Source organism: Bacteroidales bacterium, assembly GCA_017521245.1.
GTDB lineage: Bacteria > Bacteroidota > Bacteroidia > Bacteroidales > G3-4614 > Caccoplasma_A.
This window is the reverse complement of sequence record JAFXDI010000025.1, coordinates 44541-61826: the sequence shown is the minus strand read 5'-3', so window position 1 is coordinate 61826 and position 17286 is coordinate 44541. Positions and strand designations below refer to the sequence as shown.

Sequence of the window (17286 nt, the reverse complement as noted above, 5' to 3'; positions counted from 1 at the left end):
TTTTAAATTTTAGTTAATAAATATTTTATTTTCTCTTATTTGTTATCTGTCATTTCTATCTCTAATGTACCTCCATTCATAATATCTACATAATTGATGAAGGGTGATACCAACTCATCGCCATTGAGTTTCATACTCTTAATATATTTGTTTGTGCGAGAGTTGTTTATTGTCTTAATTACAAATGTCTTATCCTCAGGAAGACGTACTGTCGCTTGGTCAAATATTGGTCGACCAATTGAGAATACTGGGTTTCCTGGTGCTACTTGATATATACCCATACTATTTAGGATATACCATGCTGACATCTGTCCGCAATCCTCGTTTCCTGCAATACCATCGGGATCTAAACGATATTGCGAGTAGATGATACTATCCAACATTGCTTGAGTCTTTTGTGGCTCTCCTACATAGTTATAGAGGTGCGCTATGTGATGACTTGGTTCGTTTCCATGTGCATACAATCCTATTAAGCCTGTGATGTCTGCTGAAACATCTTCGCCTTGTATTCCATTGGGATTGAAGAACAACGAGTCTAATTGAGTGATGAATTGCTCTTTTCCGCCCATCAACTCAACTAATCCCTCAACATCGTGAGGAACAAACCATGTCCATTGCCAAGCAATTCCCTCGCAGTAGTCATCATCGCGATGCTTAGAAGCATAGGGATTGAATGGTGTACGCCACTCCCCTTTTGAATCTTTTCCTCGCATCATCTTTGTTGAGGCATCAAAGTAGTTCTGATAATATTTACCCTTTTGAGCAAACTCCGCAGCCTCTTCGTCCTTATCTAAGGCATCGGCAAATACTGAGATACACCAATCGTCATATGCATACTCCAACGCTTTTGCTACCGACTCTCCCTCTTTGTCACAAGGTACATAACCCAAAGCATCTTTATATATTTTTGATACCGGTTGTATGTATGGAATAAATGCACGAGGAACAATAATATTTGAGGTGTCGCCATTTGAAGATTTTAAGCATCCCTCAAATGCTGCCTCTACATCAAAATCTCTACATCCTTTAATGTAAGCATCAGCAATAACCGAAACTGCATTGTAACCAATCATTGTTCCTGTGTAATTTGATGCCAACTCCCACATAGGTAACAATCCTCCCTCTTTATACTTCTCAACCAAAGTGTTTACAAAGTCGGCATTGCGTTCGGGATCAATTATTGTCATCATTGGGTGATATGCTCTAAAGGTATCCCAAAGTGAGAAGATGGTGTACATTGGACGCTCCGATGTGCGTGCAACGTGATCCATACCTAAATAACGTCCGTCAACATCGGAAGCCATATTGGGGCATAGCGATGTACGATACATTGCTGTATAGAATATCTCTTTATCTGTTTGATTAGAGGTTTCTACTTCTACCCTGCTTAGAACTTTGTTCCACTCTTTGCGTGTTGCTTTGCGTGTTGCATCAAAGTCAAAATCGGGAATCTCTGCCAATAGGTTCTTCTTAGCTCCTTCGGTATCAACAAACGATAGTGCAATTTTCAAGTATAAAGGAGTATCCTTTTGTGTTTTAAAGTTTAGCAACGCTTTTAAGCGAGGTTTCTCAATTCCCTCTCTTGTTACAGTATCTTTAATTATAGTGTATGTAAAGGGTTGCGATGTTTCAGCATAGAAGTTTACAGCCTGCTCCCACGCCCAACCTTTGGTTTGTTTACTACCACAAATAGCGTTGTCGCCTACCACTTGAAGGTCAAGTATATCGTTGCGTTGGTCTCCAAACACCGAAAGGCTGTAGTCCATATCCAAAAGTATAGTTGCACTATCTGTCTCGGGGAATGTGAAACGATATATTGCTGCTCGTTGAGTTGCTGTAAGTTCTGTTAAAATGTTGTGCTTCTCTAACATAACAGAATAGTAACCCGGTTCTGCAACCTCTTGTTCATGTGAGAATGGAGAACAGTAGGGCATCTCTTGAGATTTCTCTCCCTCCTTATCCAACTTTTGAGGAGTACCAATCATAGGCATAATAAGGATATCGCCATAATCGCCACAACCTGTACCACTTAGGTGGTTATGAGAGAAACCATTGATTGTGGTATCTGAGTAGTGATAACCAGCACAAGCATCCCATTGATACATTCTTGTATCAGGACTTGCCTGAATCATTGGATATGGAGCAACTGCTCCAGGATAAACGTGTCCGTGTCCGCCTGTTCCTACAAACGGATTAACGAAAGCTGCATAATCAACCTCTTGCTTTGCACACCCTGTCAATAACAATAGTATGGGAAGTGCCAATTTTAATATTTTCATATCTTTTTTTAGTTTTCAGCAACCAATTAATTAATTGGTTTAAGTTATTCTCTATTTCTTAACTACTGGTGCAATAATGTAAGTGAACGACTCAACTTGAGCGTCAGGATAGCACAGATATTGTGGTTCAGGCCATCCTCCCCAACTATTATTACCTCCTACTCCCATCATCTTATAATCAACACAACAATCAACTAAATCGCGTGGAGTAATATCGTTTTGGTGTTTGTAGTTGATAGTTTTTTTAGCAGGATCGTTTGATCCAGTCTCGCCTCCTTGGTCTCCTGCTTCGTAATCCTCTATGGTATTTTTAAGAGCATTGAATTGGATTAAATCCTCTTGTGCAGTTACCATAATTCCATTTCCTTTGTCGTTAGTCAAAGTAAAGTAGCGAACGTCACTACGGTGTCCGTTCTCTTGTGGACGAATATATGGAGTGTACATATCTTCGGCAGTTGTGTTATATACACCTACAAACGATGCAGTTTTGCGGTCGGGGTAATTTTCATACTCTCCGCGTCCGTAGTACTTAACATTGTCATACTCTCCGTTAAGTTGCATTCTAATACCTGCACGTGGCATCATAGGCATATCATTCTCTGTAATTGTATTAACGGTCATTGCCATATATCCCGATGGATAGATATTATACTCAATGTCTTGTGCTACGCTATCGACCATTGCCTGAGAGAATTTTACAGTAACAATGCCGTTTTGGTTTGTAACATTGTAGTTACTTGCCACACGTGGTGCGTTTGATGCTGCCTGCCATACACGAGAGCGTTTTTGCAGTTTCATACCGTAGTCGTTATCGGTTGGGGCTCTCCAGTAGTTAGGACGTGGTCCGTAACCATCTTTCAACAACTCCTCTCCTGCTACTTTGTACGATGTTATAACTCCTGTTGTCTTGTCAATCTCCATAGCGAATTTTGCTCCTTCAACAACTGTTTTGCCGTTGCTGTCAGCAACCTTCAACACACTACCCTTGACAGGAATATCCAATATAGATTTACCATTTGTAAGTTCAATTTGCTCACATGCCACAACGTGATTTGCAGGGAGTAAACATGTTGCCTCTTTTTGCATTGCATATACGTTCAAGAAGTATTCTACTCCTTTTGCAAATTTAGGTAGTTTTATAGTAACTGTCTCAGTTGCTTGAGGTGCAGTTGCTAATTTGAATGTTCCTTTGCGAACTACTTTTCCTTCTGCTACAATCTCATAACGGAAGTTGTATGCTGATAGGTCAACAAAGTAGTTCCAGTTCTTAACCTCCAACTTACCACTCTCAGGCATTGAGAATTTTATGTTTTGGTAAATCTTTTTCATCTCCTCGGTATGAGGTTTTGTTGTGCGGTCGGGGAAGATAATGCCGTTGATTAGGAAGTTATCATCCGATGGTGTTCCTTTTGGTCCATAGTCTCCTCCATATGCCCAGAACTTGCGACCATTCTCATCAACCTCGGCAAATCCTTGGTCAACCCAGTCCCAGATACAACCTCCTTGAAGAATGTCGTACTTCTCAATAATATCCCAATACTCTTTAAAGTTTCCAAGGCTGTTACCCATTGCGTGAGCATACTCACACATAATCATAGGTCGGTCTGCCGATGGATCGTTTGCGTATTTCAACAAGTCGGCTGGTGTTGAATACATTGGGCAGAAGATATCGGTATTCCACTCCATATCGGCACGCTCATATTGTATGGGGCGTGTAGGATCGAGTTTCTTCATTTCAACGTATGCTTGATAGAAACAATAGCCGTTACCCGATTCGTTTCCTGGCGACCAGATAATTATTGATGGGTGGTTTTTGTCTCGTTCTACCATCTCAATGTTACGACTTACAATAGCATCGCAATACGATGGATTATTTCCTATACAGTCGCGTAGGTTATAGAACATTCCGTGAGACTCAACGTTTGCCTCTCCTATAACATAGAATCCATATTTATCACACAAGCGATAGAACAACTCGTTTTGAGGATAGTGCGATGTACGTATTGTGTTTACGTTATAGCGTTTCATCAACTCAAAGTCCTTAATCATAAGAGCAGTATCAACATAGTGTCCTGTAAACTCGTTATGCTCATGTATGTTTACACCCTTAATCAAAATAGGTTGTCCGTTAACAAGGAGTTGACGGTTTTTTATTTCTACGGTGCGGAAACCTATCTTCTCAGAGATAATCTCGGTATTCTCGCCCGATGTTAGTTTAATAACAAGAGTATAGAGGTTAGGAGTCTCTGCTGTCCAAGGTTTAACATTTGCAATCTCAGCAGCAAACTCAACTTTATCTTTTCTTCCAACTTTACCGGGAGACATTCCGCTAAGCACCTCTATGCCTTCAGCATCCATTAATCGGTATGATACTTTGTAGTTCTCCTCTTTGCCTGTGTGGTTTTTAAGATCAACCTTTAAAGCAAACTCTCCTGTGGTGTAGTTCTCTTTGTCTAACTCTGCAACAACAGTAAAGTCTTTAATGCGAGTTTTAGGTTGTGAGTAGATATATACATCTCGCTCAATTCCTGAGATACGCCAAAAGTCTTGACACTCCAAATATGATCCGTCGTTCCAGCGGAACACTCTTAGTGTAAGTTGGTTGGGGAGATCTTTTTTAACAAAACGGGTAATATCATAACGAGCAGGAAGTTTACTATCTTTACTCATTCCTACCTCAACTCCGTTTATGTAGAGATATGCTGCTGATTTAACACCATCAAACGAGATAAATATTTGACGTCCATCCCAGTCGCTTGGCACAGTGAAAGTTGTGCGATAAACTCCTGTTGGGTTGAATGTCTCAGGAACGTATGGAGGCTTAGGACCATCCATATATGGAGGATTGTTGCGAGAACAGAACTCCCAACTTGTATTGGTATAGATTGCAATACCAAATCCTTGACGCTCCCAGTTTCCCGGAACAGTTATATCGCTCCACTCTGAATCGTCTAAAACAGGCGACATAAAGTCTGCCGGAATTTTATATGGATTCTCAGTGTATAAGAATTTCCATGTTCCATTAAGAGATTTGTAATAGGGCGACTCTTTATAGTTTCCTTTAACAGCTTGAGCCTCATTCTCAAAAGGCAAGAACGATGCACGAGCCTCTTCAGTGTTTTTTGATACTAAACGGGGATTACTAATCTCCTTGTAAAATCCTTTTGCCTCTGCCGACAAACTGAACATAGCACTTGCCACTACCGCAAGAACTAAATAAGCATAACCTCTAAAATTCATAAGTAACTATATTTTTTTATTCTCTTGTTTATTAGCGAATTATTGTATTATTAATTAACTACCCAATTGATAAACAGAGGTATAAACCTCTTAATTGTATAGATTTACAAAAACACAATTCTCCACTCTACAAAGTTAATGTAAATTGTGATAAAATGCAATTATTTTGGGGGTTAGTTTTGCGTGGTAAGTTATTAGCTATGGCTTTTAGAGATAAAAAAAAGAAATGCTCTTTTCTTTGAACAAAGAGGTAAAAAAGGAGATACACCTCTTAAGCATATCTCCTTTACTATTGCATCATTGAATTGTTTACATTCCCGGTGAAGGTTTAGCCTCTGGCTCAAAGTCTTCAGAAGAGTTGTTTGTATCTTTATAAATAATACGACCATTTATAACTTTATGAACTTTACGAGTGAATCCCATTCCGTTGTACATTGCAGATGTCCAAAGCATACCAGCATCAACAGTTGCAGGAAGAACAACACGACGGTTAGTCTCTGTTTCACAAACAATATTTATAGCATCTTGGATATCTTTGTATTTAATCATTAAGTAAGGCTCTTGGTCAGTTCCTTCTGGTTTAGTTTTCCAGTTAGCTTGGTCAGCAACGTATGCCTCAACATCATCAACTTGTGCTAATACTAAACCTGCACCAAATGCTGGGATAAGACCAAACAATAGAGTTTGAGTTCCGGGTTTAGCAAGGATTGTTAGGTTGGGAACATCTGGGTTAGCAACATATGTTGGTCTGTACTCTGTGATATCAATCTCATAGTCAGCCTTGCTAAGGTCGATAGTGTTTGTATTTACCTCAACTTCTTCTGTATCAGGATTATCACTCATGATAGTATGATTTTGTGCTTGGAAAGCAATTACTACGCTTTGTCCTGGCTCCAAAGGATATTTTTTGCCTGTTCCGTCACCAACGAAACCAGCAACGTATGAACTTACTGCAACCTCTTTGTTTTCCTCATCATTATCAGGCCAGTATATAATTTTACTGTTTGCTTGAACCTCAGTTTTTGCTAATATGCAGTTGTCAAGATATTGAACTTTCGCAGAGTTGTTATAAATCTCATAGAATTGGTCATACATATAATTTTTGTGAGTCTCAGAGTGTTTACACATTGCTGTGTAAAACTCTTTGATAACCAATGGAGGCATTGATAAATATGAAGCGTATATTAAAAACTCATCAGAACTTATTTGAATTGTATTATCTTGTGCATCTTTGGTAGTTATTACCAATGTACAATTCTCACTATACTCTCCAGCTCCTTTATCTTTTATTGTTAAGATGTATTGCCCTCGCAAGGTTTCGCCTTTACCGTTTACTGACGCTCTCAACCCCTCTATCTCATAATTCTCCGAAACTGTTACATAACTTTCGGCATAGGCTTTGGGAGAGATTTTATCTATGGCTATATCCGCTTTTGTTATTACCGCATTTGAGGGATTTACTCGAAACTCTATTTCGGCTGTTGCGCCTTCTGTCTCTATCTCCACCTCTTTGGTTAATACTATTATTGAGGTGGGATATACTACTTTACTTCCAAACTTATACTCTTTTCCACTCGCCATTGTGAGTGTTATTTCGCCTGTTAAACTGTTCTCTACTATTGAAGCTATTTGATTTGATGGATTACTGCTATATGGGGTTGTCTGCACACTTATTGGGTTATTCTTATCTTCAAGATAGGTGATTATTTCATAATACCCATCTTGGTTTACTCTCACTTCTACTGAAACGCCATCTTGACCATCTACTCCATCTTTACCGTCTGTTCCATTAATGCCGTCTTGACCATCTGCTCCATCTTTACCGTCTGTTCCATTAATACCATCTATCCCTTTTGCATATACTGGACTTCCTGAGGCATCTGCCAATATATCAAAGGTTTGAGCATTATTATATGAGACAATCCAATATCCTTCGTTATTTACTTTTAAATAGGGTGTTATTCCGTCTTTGCCATCTGCTCCATTTACCCCATCTTTTCCTGAATAGATACTTATTGAACTATTATCTGAGAAGGTGATTTGCCAACTATTAGGTTCTGCACCTTGCAAAGGATCTACCTTGGTTATTATTTTTCCTGAAGAGTATGCTTCTTCTAATTTGGTTAGTTGCTCTTGAATTTCTGATACATCTTCTTTTAATTTTTCAATATCAGGACCGTAATCTTCAGTACATGAAATAAATGTAATCTGCGACAACAACATTAGCACTGTTATAATGCCTGCATAAAATTTTAAGTGTTTCATAATTATTTATTTATTTAAATTATTAAGTTTTGTTTTTATTGTATCATTTAAGTCATTAAAGTCTTTAAAATCATTCGCCGACAACTAACAAATCTACGAGTAAGCGAGGGTAAAATAAGTTTACTTAAACTTTGCCGAGCGTGAGGAGATTCAACGAACGTATGTTCGTTAACCAACAACTATAAATTAACTCATTCTATTTTTATAATCTTCGTAACCAAATTGACGAAGAATGGCTACTGTACCATCAGTTGCTTCCCATACTATTGAAGGGTGAGACACTCCGTTAAACATTGTGGTTTTTACGGTAGTGTAGTGCATCATATCGCAAAGAATTATGGTATCGCCTATTTGTGGCTCTCGGTCAAAAGCATAGTCGCCTACAAAGTCGCCACTTAGGCATGAGTTTCCTCCTAACCGATATACCACCTCTCCGCTCTTTGGTTGGTGCGCTCCCTCTACTTCGGGGCGGTAGGGCATCTCCAAGCAATCAGGCATGTGACACGCAAACGATACGTTTAGCATTAGGGTGCGGATACCTCTGTTTTCCACAATATCAAGTATGGTGGATTTTAGATATCCTGCTCGCCATGCAAAGGCACTACCCGGCTCTAATATTATTTGCAGGTTAGGATATTTTGCTTTAAATCGGCGAAGCAAAGAGACAAGATGTTCTATGTCGTACCCTGCTCGTGTCATTAGGTGTCCACCTCCCATATTTAGCCACTTTATTTGTGGTAACAGGACTCCAAAACGCTCCTCAATTTTCTCTAATACGTTTGCCAACATATATGAATCGGACTCACATAGGGTATGGCAATGCAGTCCCTCAATGCCTACGGGGAGTTGTTGTAACTTATCTGCCGTTACTCCAAGTCGTGAGCCCGGCGCACATGGGTTATAGAGGTCTGTCTCTACTTGCGAATACTCGGGATTTATGCGTATTCCGCACGAGATGTGGCGTTCTGATGCCTCAATCTGTGGGCGGAAGTGTTCGTACTGTGTGAGTGAGTTGAATGTTATATGACTGCTACACTCCATAATTTGAGGAAATTCATCATCACGATATACCGGTGCGTAAGTGTGTGCATAAGAGTGCATCTCTTCGTATGCCAATCGTGCTTCTGACAAGGAACTTGCTGTTGTATATGGTATATACTCTCGCACTACATCAAAGACTCTCCACAATGCAAAGGCTTTGAATGCCATTATTATATCTATTCCTGCTCGCTCTTTTACAGAACGAATGAGTGATAGGTTTTTACGAAATTTTTCCTCCTCGAGGACAAATGATGGTGAGGGTATATCTTCTTTTTTCATATTTTATCTTTTTGCGGACGTGATAGGTCACGTTCCTACATTTTTTTTACTACAAGATTGTGTATCGAGCAAATTTTAGTAACAACGTTTTTGTTCCTACATTTTTAAATTCTACCACTATTTTGCGATTATCTCCTTCGCCCGACATTGAGAGAACTTCGCCCTCTCCAAATCGGTCGTGCTTGATTCTTGAACCAACTCTTAACTCTGCATCGTTCTTCTTTGACTCCATATCGGTTTTGGGCGATGGAGTATAGATTGCCGATCGCATTGAACGCAGGGTTTGTGTTGACTCCTCGTGTACTACCACTCTTGTTTGTATGCGTGGTTGCAACTGCGTAGTGGTTGACTCTCTAAATTGCGACACTCCTGTTGTGTCGTTTATATATTGATAGTCTAAATCTTTCAAAAACCTACTTGGTAAGGGTGCGGTAGTTTGCCCGTTGCGATAACGCGATGTTGCATACGACAGTGTACAACGTTTCTCTGCTCGGGTTATTGCTACGTAAAAGAGACGGCGTTCCTCCTCTAATTCACTAACTGATTCTTTGCTCATTGATGAGGGAAAGAGATCTTCTTCCATTCCTACTATGTATATATTTGCAAACTCCAATCCTTTTGCTGCATGTATTGTCATAAGGGTTACCTTTTCTGCTTCACCCTCATCGCCTTTGTCTTGGTCTGTTGCTAGTGATACCTCAGAGAGAAAGTCGCTTATTGTTGCACTCTCGCCACTCTCTTGTCGGTTGGCACAGAAATCTATTATTGCATTTACCAACTCTTGCAAGTTCTCTTGTTTACTTACATTCTCGGGGAGATTGTCAACATATACATCGGCAAAGATTCCTGTTTTTTTGATTAGATCTCTAACAAACTCATCTGCATTCTTTATTTTTACCTCCTCTTGTAATTCTGTTATGAGAGTTGCAAAGTTTTTTAGTTTTGTTTGTGTTCCTGAGTTTATCTTTACCCCCCACTCCAATGGAGCAGTTAATATTGTCCACAATGTTTGTGCGTGGGTAGTTGCTGCCTCTGATATTTTTTTTATGGTGGTATCTCCTATTCCGCGTGCCGGATAGTTTACTATTCGCCTCAACGCCTCTTCATCACTTGGATTGAGTACCAGACGTATATATGCTATTACGTCTTTTATCTCCTTTCGTTGATAAAACGATATTCCACCGTATATCCGATATGGTATATTGCGTTTACGCAGTGCCTCCTCAAATGCTCGCGATTGAGCATTGGTGCGATAGAGTATGGCAAAGGTATTGTAGGTGTCGCCATATCGCAAATGTACCTCGCTTATTGAGCCTGCCACCATATATGCCTCCTCGTAATCAGAGTATGATCTTACAAGTTTTACCTTCTCTCCTCTATCGTTTTCAGAGAATAGGTGCTTTGGTATTTGCCCCTTATTCTTTGCTATCAGGCTGTTTGCTGCATTTACTATCATTTGTGTTGAACGATAGTTCTGCTCAAGTTTGAATATTCGGCAATTACCATATTCGTGTTGCAAATTGAGTATGTTGCTTATGTTTGCTCCGCGGAAAGAGTATATGCTTTGTGCATCATCGCCCACCACACACAATCTTTTACAATGCTTTACTATCTGTTTTACAATCAGGTGTTGTGCAAAGTTTACATCTTGGTACTCATCTACCAACACATATCGGAACACGTTTCCGTAATGCTCAACCACATCGGGATTATCACGGAAGAGTATGTTTGTATAGAGGAGTATATCATCAAAATCCATTGCTCCTGCTCGGTGACATCGTTCAAAATATGCTCGATATATATCTTTTGTTGCAGGACGCTTTGCTCTATAATCATCCTCTACTATTTCTCTATTTGTTGCGTATGCTGAGGGTGTTATTAGCGCATTCTTTGCTCGCGATATGATTGATGCTATACTACGTGGTTTATAAACTTTATCATCGAGTTTCATATCCTTGATGATTGTAGTTATAAGACTGCGAGAGTCGGAACTGTCGTAAATAGTAAAATCTGCTGGAAATCCTAATCTATTGGCGTACGGACGTAAAATTCGTAAAAATATTGAGTGAAATGTTCCTGCCCATATACGCGATGCTATATCTCTACCCACCATTGTTGCAATACGTGTCTTCATCTCTGCCGCTGCTTTGTTGGTAAAGGTTAGTGCTAGTATTGAGTATGGCGAGTATCCCATACTCAAAAGATATGCAATCTTATGTGTAAGCACACGTGTTTTTCCTGACCCTGCTCCTGCAATGACAAGCGAAACTCCATCGCAATACTCTACTGCACTGCGTTGACTATCGTTTAGATTATTTAAATTTATGGGTTGCATATAAAGAGCAAAGATATTAATTTAGATTTAAACTGAGAGAGAATAATAGCAATAATTATCAACAATTATTGTTTAGGCATAGAACTCCGCTCTTTATCGCATAAAAAAAAGGGCGGTCGCTCACGCGATATGGCCCTTTAAAAACATTAAAAATTCATCACATTATGCTTATTAAGTGCATTTACGCTCACGCGTAATTTTTTTGAAAGTGTAGTTTGTTTTTCGTTTTACATTATTATAAACAATTATCTCTAAATAAAGTTCGATTCTTGTATCTTTTTTCTATCACATTCCAATTTAATATGCTCCATAGTGCCGAAAGATGTTCGGCTCGTTGATTTTGGTAGTCGAGATAGTAGGCGTGTTCCCATACATCAAAACACAATAGAGGTATGCGACGTAATAAAATAGGGTTGTCGGCATTATGACACTTGTCAATCTCTAAATTTCCCTCTACATCGCATGATAACCACACCCATCCAGACCCGAATGTGTTTATCCCCTCCATAACAAATCGTTCCTTAAATCCTATCTCGCTTCCAAAATCTCGTTCTATGGCCGTTCTTATTGTTCCTCCAAGTTTAACGTTTCGCTCTCCGGCAAATTGTTCAAAATAGAAGATATGATTCCACGCCTGTGCCGCATTGTTAAAGATTGCTCCCTTGCTATTAATGATAATCTCTTCCAGCTCTTTTCCAACAAAAGGGGAGTTTTCAATTAGTTTATTCAGGTTATCAAAATAGGCTTTTGTGTGCTTTCCGTAATGATAACTTATTGTCTTTGCACTAATTACCGGCATTAGTGCATCTTCAGCAAATTGCAACACAGGTAGTTTGGTTTTCATAGTTTTGTCTTTGTTTACTATAATAACATTTTATATTGCAAAAAAGTTCACTTAATTTTCATTTTTTTTATTTTAAAGTCTAAAATGCCATTAAAATCTAAATGGTATTATAACTATCAACTGCTATATAATAACTCATAGCCAATTTATTTGTTTAACTGCTTTTTTAAATATATCTTTGCTATATATTATAATGATGTAGTATGGCTTTGATTGATGATGAGATAAAAAAGGCTTGTGAGGTATTATCAAAAGGGGGTATTATCCTCTACCCTACCGATACTATTTGGGGTATTGGTTGCGATGCCACCAACGATGAAGCCGTAAAAAAGGTTTTTGAGATTAAACGCAGAGCCGATAGCAAAGCATTGATTGTATTGGTGGACAATAGTGTCAAGATTGATTTTTACACTGATGCTGCTCCTGAAATTACTAAAGATTTAGTGGAGGTTGCTAATAAACCTTTGACTATTGTTTATCCTCGTGGAAGAAATTTATCTCCTCTGTTACTATCAGAAGATGGCAGTGTAGGCATTAGGGTTACTGCAGAAGAGTTCTCAAAAAAACTTTGCTATAAGTTTAGAAAAGCCATTGTATCTACTTCGGCTAACATTAGCGGCGAGGTTGCTCCAAAAAATTTCAAAGAGATTACAGACTATATTATTGACAGTGTTGATTACGTTGTTGATTTTAGACGCGAGGATATTAGCCAACCTTCGGCATCGAGTGTTATAAAGGTTGATGATGGTGGCGTTATTAAGATTATTAGAGAATGATTAACAAAAGGTTAAAGAGACGTTATATTTTGTGGGACTGCTTTGCTGCTTTGGCAACGTGGTTTACGTTTAATATATATCGTTACAATATTTTGCCTCTTGAAGCGATGTATGGTTCGTTCCTGAACTTTATATCCACCCCTCGAACTATTACTGCACAGATTGTTTATCCTTTGGGTATGATGTTAATATTCTATCTTTCGGGGTACTACAACAGAGTTGTTTTTAAATCGAGAGCAGGAGAGTTTTTTACTACCTTTATATCTATTACTATATGGGTATTGTCAATACTATTCTTCTCATTGATGAACAAATATATTTATACCGAGTACAACTACATTCTTGTTCTTACTCTGTTTATTATTGGCTTTACTTGGGTATATTGTGGCAGATGTTATATAACTTCGGTTACTGCAAAACGTGTTCATAGTGGTGCAATAGGTTTTAATACTCTTGTTATCGGTTGTAGTAGTAGTGCCGTAAAACTCGTTGAATCAATTAAAAATTTAAGATACTCGGTTGGTTACGACATTGTGGGATATGTTAAACTACCCGAAGAAGAGAACGCTACAACAAACCTTCCATCGTATAACTTTGATGATCTGGATGAAGTTATAACCAAAAATAATATCAAAAAACTCATTGTTGCTCCTGAACATAACGACAGAGCAAAAACCTTTAACATTATAAACTCGCTATACAAATATGATTTACCTATTATGTTAGAGGCAAGGGAGTATGAGATTCTTACTTCAAGGATTAGATTGTCTGATATTTATGGTGCACCATTTGTTGATGTGAGTGTTCTATCTTTGTCGGATGCCGAAGAGAATATTAAACGTTTTTGTGATATTATTCTCTCTTCTATTGCTCTTATCATTCTTTCTCCTCTTATGTTATACGTTGCAATAAGGGTAAAACTTTCATCAAAGGGTGATATAATCTACAAACAAAAGCGCGTAGGCTTTAAACGCAAAGAGTTTACTATGTATAAATTCCGTTCAATGATAGAGAATGCCGAAAAGGAGACTCCTATGCTTTCGAGCCCCGATGACAAGAGGATTACAAAGTTTGGTCACTGGTTAAGGAAATACCGCATTGACGAACTTCCTCAGTTTTGGAATGTAATTAAAGGGGATATGTCGTTGGTTGGTCCTCGCCCCGAAAGAAAATATTTTGTTGACAAGATTATTGAACGTGCTCCATATTACAGCCTGTTACACAGAGTTAGGCCCGGTATCACATCGTGGGGTATGGTTAATTATGGGTACGCCCGTAATATTGACGAGATGATTAATCGATTGAAATTTGACATTATCTATTTGGAGAATATGTCTCTTTTGATTGATATTAAGATTTTATTTTATACAGTAAAAATTGTTTTTACTGGTCGCGGAATGTAATTTTTATGATTAGCAAATTAGAGAACTTTACTTTAAAACTTGCCATCTGGAGAGAGAAGCATATTACCGAAAAGAATTTGATTCTCATTTTAAGCCTCGTTATTGGTATTGGGGCAGCAGGTGCTGCTATGTTATTGAAATATATTATCCATTTTATACAAGATGCTCTTACCGAGCACTTCTCTATTGATGGAGCCAACTACCTGTTTTTGGTTTACCCCTCGATAGGTATTCTGTTATCGTGGATGTTTGTCAAGTATATTGTTAAGGATAATATCAGCCATGGTGTTACCCGTGTGCTTCATGCTATTGCTCAACGCAAAAGCAGATTAAAACCACATAACACTTATAGTTCGCTCATTGCAAGTTCTATTACAATTGGCTTTGGTGGCTCAGTAGGAGCCGAGGCTCCTATGGTTTATACTGGTGCTGCAATTGGTTCTAATATCGGCAGGATGTTCCGCCTTGATGCTCGACAACTTATGTTACTTGTTTGTTGCGGTGCAGCTGCTGGTATTGCCGCCATATTTAAGGCTCCTATTGCAGGACTTCTTTTCACCATTGAGGTGTTGATGTTTGAGCTTACTACGGCATCGGTTATGCCTCTTATGATTTCGGCTGCTACCGCCGCTACTGTTATATATATTTTTGATGGTCCTATGCCTGAGTTTAGGTTTGACCATACCGAGATATGGAAGGCTCAAAGATTTCCGATTGTATTAATGCTGGGTATATTCTGCGGTTTTATTTCGCTATATTTTACTCGCACAATCTTGGTTATGGAGAAGATGTTTGGAAAACTCAATAGTAAGCCTTGGCTTAAGTTTGCTGTTGGTTCCATAATTTTGAGTACTGCCATATTTTTCTTACCACCTCTTTATGGTGAGGGTTATGACTCCATTGAACAGATTATAAGCGGTAATGCTCAGGCTATTACTGAGGAGAGTATCTTTTATGAGGGTAGAGATAGTTTCTGGATTTTAACCCTTATGATTGCTCTTATCATAATGTTTAAATCGTTTGCTACGGCCGCTACTAACGGAGCAGGGGGTGTGGGTGGAACCTTTGCCCCAAGTTTGTATGTGGGTTGTATGTGCGGTTTCATTTTTGCATTCATATTTAACCACTTTATTGAGATGCCCGACCCTCTTTCGCAAAAGAACTTTGCTTTGATGGGTATGACTGCTGTTATGGCCGGTGTTATGCACGCCCCACTAATGGCTCTCTTCTTAACTGCTGAATTGACGGGTGGATATGACCTTTTTCTTCCATTGATGATTGCATCGCTATCTTCGTACGGAACGGTTAGGATTTTCAGCAGCCACAGTATATATACTCACCGTCTTGCTAAACGTGGCGAACTTATTACTCATCACAAAGATAAAGCGGTGCTTACTCTACTTAAAATGAATAGCGTTATTGAGACTGATCTACTCACCGTTAGGCCCGAAATGGATTTGGGTGAGATGGTACAAATTATATCAAAATCAAATAGAAATATATTCCCTGTTATTGATAAAGAGAACAACTTCTTGGGTATGGTGGTATTGGATGATATTAGAAATATTATGTTCCGTCCCGAGTTGTATAAACGTTTCCATGTTAGCAAATTTATGGTTACGCCCCCTGCCAAAATTGAACTTGGCCTGCCAATGGAACAAGTGATGCGAATTTTTGACGAGACCAATGCATGGAACCTACCTGTTGTAGAGAATGGCAAGTATATTGGATTTGTTTCTAAATCAAAGATATTCAACTCATACCGAAGGGTGCTTGTTCACTACTCGGAGGATTAAAGATTATTTTATTAAAAAAGGATTTTAGTTTAAGACAATGAATAGTAAAGATATAAGAATTGTTTATATGGGCACTCCCGATTTTGCTGTGGAGAGTCTGAAAAAACTTGTTGAGGGTGGTTATAATGTTGTGGGTGTTGTTACTATGCCTGACAAACCTGCCGGAAGAGGACAAAAGATTAAATACTCTGCCGTTAAAGAGTATGCCTTGAGTAAAGGTCTTTACATTATGCAACCCGAAAGGCTTAAAGATGAAGGGTTCCTTGCAGAACTTGCATCCCTTAATGCCGATTTGCAAATTGTAGTTGCTTTCAGAATGTTACCCGAGAGCGTTTGGAATATGCCACCTATGGGTACTTTTAATCTACACGCATCATTACTTCCTCAATATAGAGGTGCTGCTCCTATTAACTGGGCTATTATGAATGGAGATAAAGAGAGTGGTGTTACAACTTTCTTTCTAACTCATGAGATTGATACTGGCAATATTATTATGCAAGAGAGTGTTGCTATTGGTGATGACGATTGCGCAGGAACTCTACACGACAACCTTATGTATGTTGGGGCTGATATGGTTTGTAAAACCGTTGATGCTATTGCAGAGGGTAACATTACTACAAAAGAGCAACCTATGGATATTGAGCTGAAGGCTGCTCCTAAGATTTTCAAGAACGATTGTAAAATTGATTGGAGCGAGAGTGCTGAAAAGATTCGCAATAAAGTTAGAGGACTTTCGCCCTATCCTACCGCTTGGGGTGCGTTGGATTTGGGCAATGGAGAAGAGCCTTTGGCTGTTAAGATTTTCAGTGTTGATATTACTACCGGTTGCGGAGATGCCGGTACCATCAAAACAGATGGCAAACATTTCATTGAGGTATATTGCGGTGATGGTGCATTAAGAATTTCATCTCTTCAACTTCCGGGAAAGAAACGTTTAACAGTAGAAGAGTTACTTAGAGGGTACTCATTTAATGAATTTTGCAAGTTTGTTTAACAAGTGGTAAATATTCTTTTTTTATAAAAAATAA

10 protein-coding genes are annotated in these 17286 nt (G+C 38.8%); 4 read left to right on the top strand and 6 right to left on the bottom strand.

Annotated features, from left to right (window positions below):
* Window positions 1-35 precede the first annotated feature (35 nt).
* The 6 genes from IKK64_05270 to IKK64_05245 form a co-directional block, all read right to left on the bottom strand.
* On the bottom strand, window positions 36-2279 hold the full coding sequence (locus tag IKK64_05270) for a GH92 family glycosyl hydrolase (GenBank protein ID MBR4119473.1): 2244 nt from the start codon (window positions 2277-2279) through the stop codon (window positions 36-38).
* Between the two features lie 51 nt (window positions 2280-2330).
* Window positions 2331-5519 (bottom strand): DUF4981 domain-containing protein, encoded by a 3189-nt coding sequence (locus IKK64_05265; GenBank protein MBR4119472.1) that lies wholly within the window; start codon window positions 5517-5519, stop codon window positions 2331-2333.
* 309 nt (window positions 5520-5828) lie between these two features.
* A complete protein-coding gene (locus IKK64_05260) occupies window positions 5829-7784 on the bottom strand; it encodes a DUF4876 domain-containing protein (protein MBR4119471.1) in 1956 nt (651 codons plus the stop codon).
* Window positions 7785-7970: 186 nt separating this feature from the next.
* Entirely contained in the window at window positions 7971-9104 is a 1134-nt protein-coding gene (nspC, locus tag IKK64_05255) for a carboxynorspermidine decarboxylase (protein ID MBR4119470.1), read from the bottom strand.
* A gap of 49 nt (window positions 9105-9153) precedes the next feature.
* Window positions 9154-11439, bottom strand: coding sequence for a UvrD-helicase domain-containing protein (locus tag IKK64_05250; protein MBR4119469.1), 2286 nt, complete (start codon window positions 11437-11439; stop codon window positions 9154-9156).
* A 235-nt stretch (window positions 11440-11674) separates the two neighbouring features.
* The gene (locus IKK64_05245; protein MBR4119468.1) at window positions 11675-12283 is read right to left on the bottom strand and encodes a superoxide dismutase; all 609 of its coding nucleotides are present in this window, start codon (window positions 12281-12283) and stop codon (window positions 11675-11677) included.
* A gap of 209 nt (window positions 12284-12492) precedes the next feature.
* Here IKK64_05245 and IKK64_05240 point away from each other — a divergent pair, with 209 nt between their 5' ends.
* The 4 genes from IKK64_05240 to fmt are packed head-to-tail and all read left to right on the top strand — an operon-like array spanning window position 12493 to window position 17252.
* Entirely contained in the window at window positions 12493-13059 is a 567-nt protein-coding gene (locus IKK64_05240) for a threonylcarbamoyl-AMP synthase (GenBank protein ID MBR4119467.1), read from the top strand.
* Window positions 13056-14462 (top strand): sugar transferase, encoded by a 1407-nt coding sequence (locus IKK64_05235; protein MBR4119466.1) that lies wholly within the window; start codon window positions 13056-13058, stop codon window positions 14460-14462. Before IKK64_05240 ends, IKK64_05235 begins: the two co-directional genes overlap by 4 nt.
* A gap of 5 nt (window positions 14463-14467) precedes the next feature.
* Window positions 14468-16258, top strand: a complete 1791-nt coding sequence (locus tag IKK64_05230) for a chloride channel protein (protein MBR4119465.1) — start codon at window positions 14468-14470, stop codon at window positions 16256-16258.
* Between the two features lie 37 nt (window positions 16259-16295).
* Window positions 16296-17252, top strand: coding sequence for a methionyl-tRNA formyltransferase (gene fmt, locus IKK64_05225; protein ID MBR4119464.1), 957 nt, complete (start codon window positions 16296-16298; stop codon window positions 17250-17252).
* Window positions 17253-17286: the final 34 nt, after the last annotated feature.

Excerpts from the sequence above, each read along its gene's own strand:
- IKK64_05270 (MBR4119473.1), bottom strand. The coding sequence starts at position 2,279 with ATGAAAATATTAAAATTGGCACTTCCCATACTATTGTTATTGACAGGG.
- IKK64_05265 (MBR4119472.1), bottom strand. The coding sequence starts at position 5,519 with ATGAATTTTAGAGGTTATGCTTATTTAGTTCTTGCGGTAGTGGCAAGT.
- IKK64_05260 (MBR4119471.1), bottom strand. The coding sequence starts at position 7,784 with ATGAAACACTTAAAATTTTATGCAGGCATTATAACAGTGCTAATGTTG.
- nspC (MBR4119470.1), bottom strand. The coding sequence starts at position 9,104 with ATGAAAAAAGAAGATATACCCTCACCATCATTTGTCCTCGAGGAGGAA.
- IKK64_05250 (MBR4119469.1), bottom strand. The coding sequence starts at position 11,439 with ATGCAACCCATAAATTTAAATAATCTAAACGATAGTCAACGCAGTGCA.
- IKK64_05245 (MBR4119468.1), bottom strand. The coding sequence starts at position 12,283 with ATGAAAACCAAACTACCTGTGTTGCAATTTGCTGAAGATGCACTAATG.
- IKK64_05235 (MBR4119466.1), top strand. The coding sequence starts at position 13,056 with ATGATTAACAAAAGGTTAAAGAGACGTTATATTTTGTGGGACTGCTTT.
- IKK64_05230 (MBR4119465.1), top strand. The coding sequence starts at position 14,468 with ATGATTAGCAAATTAGAGAACTTTACTTTAAAACTTGCCATCTGGAGA.
- fmt (MBR4119464.1), top strand. The coding sequence starts at position 16,296 with ATGAATAGTAAAGATATAAGAATTGTTTATATGGGCACTCCCGATTTT.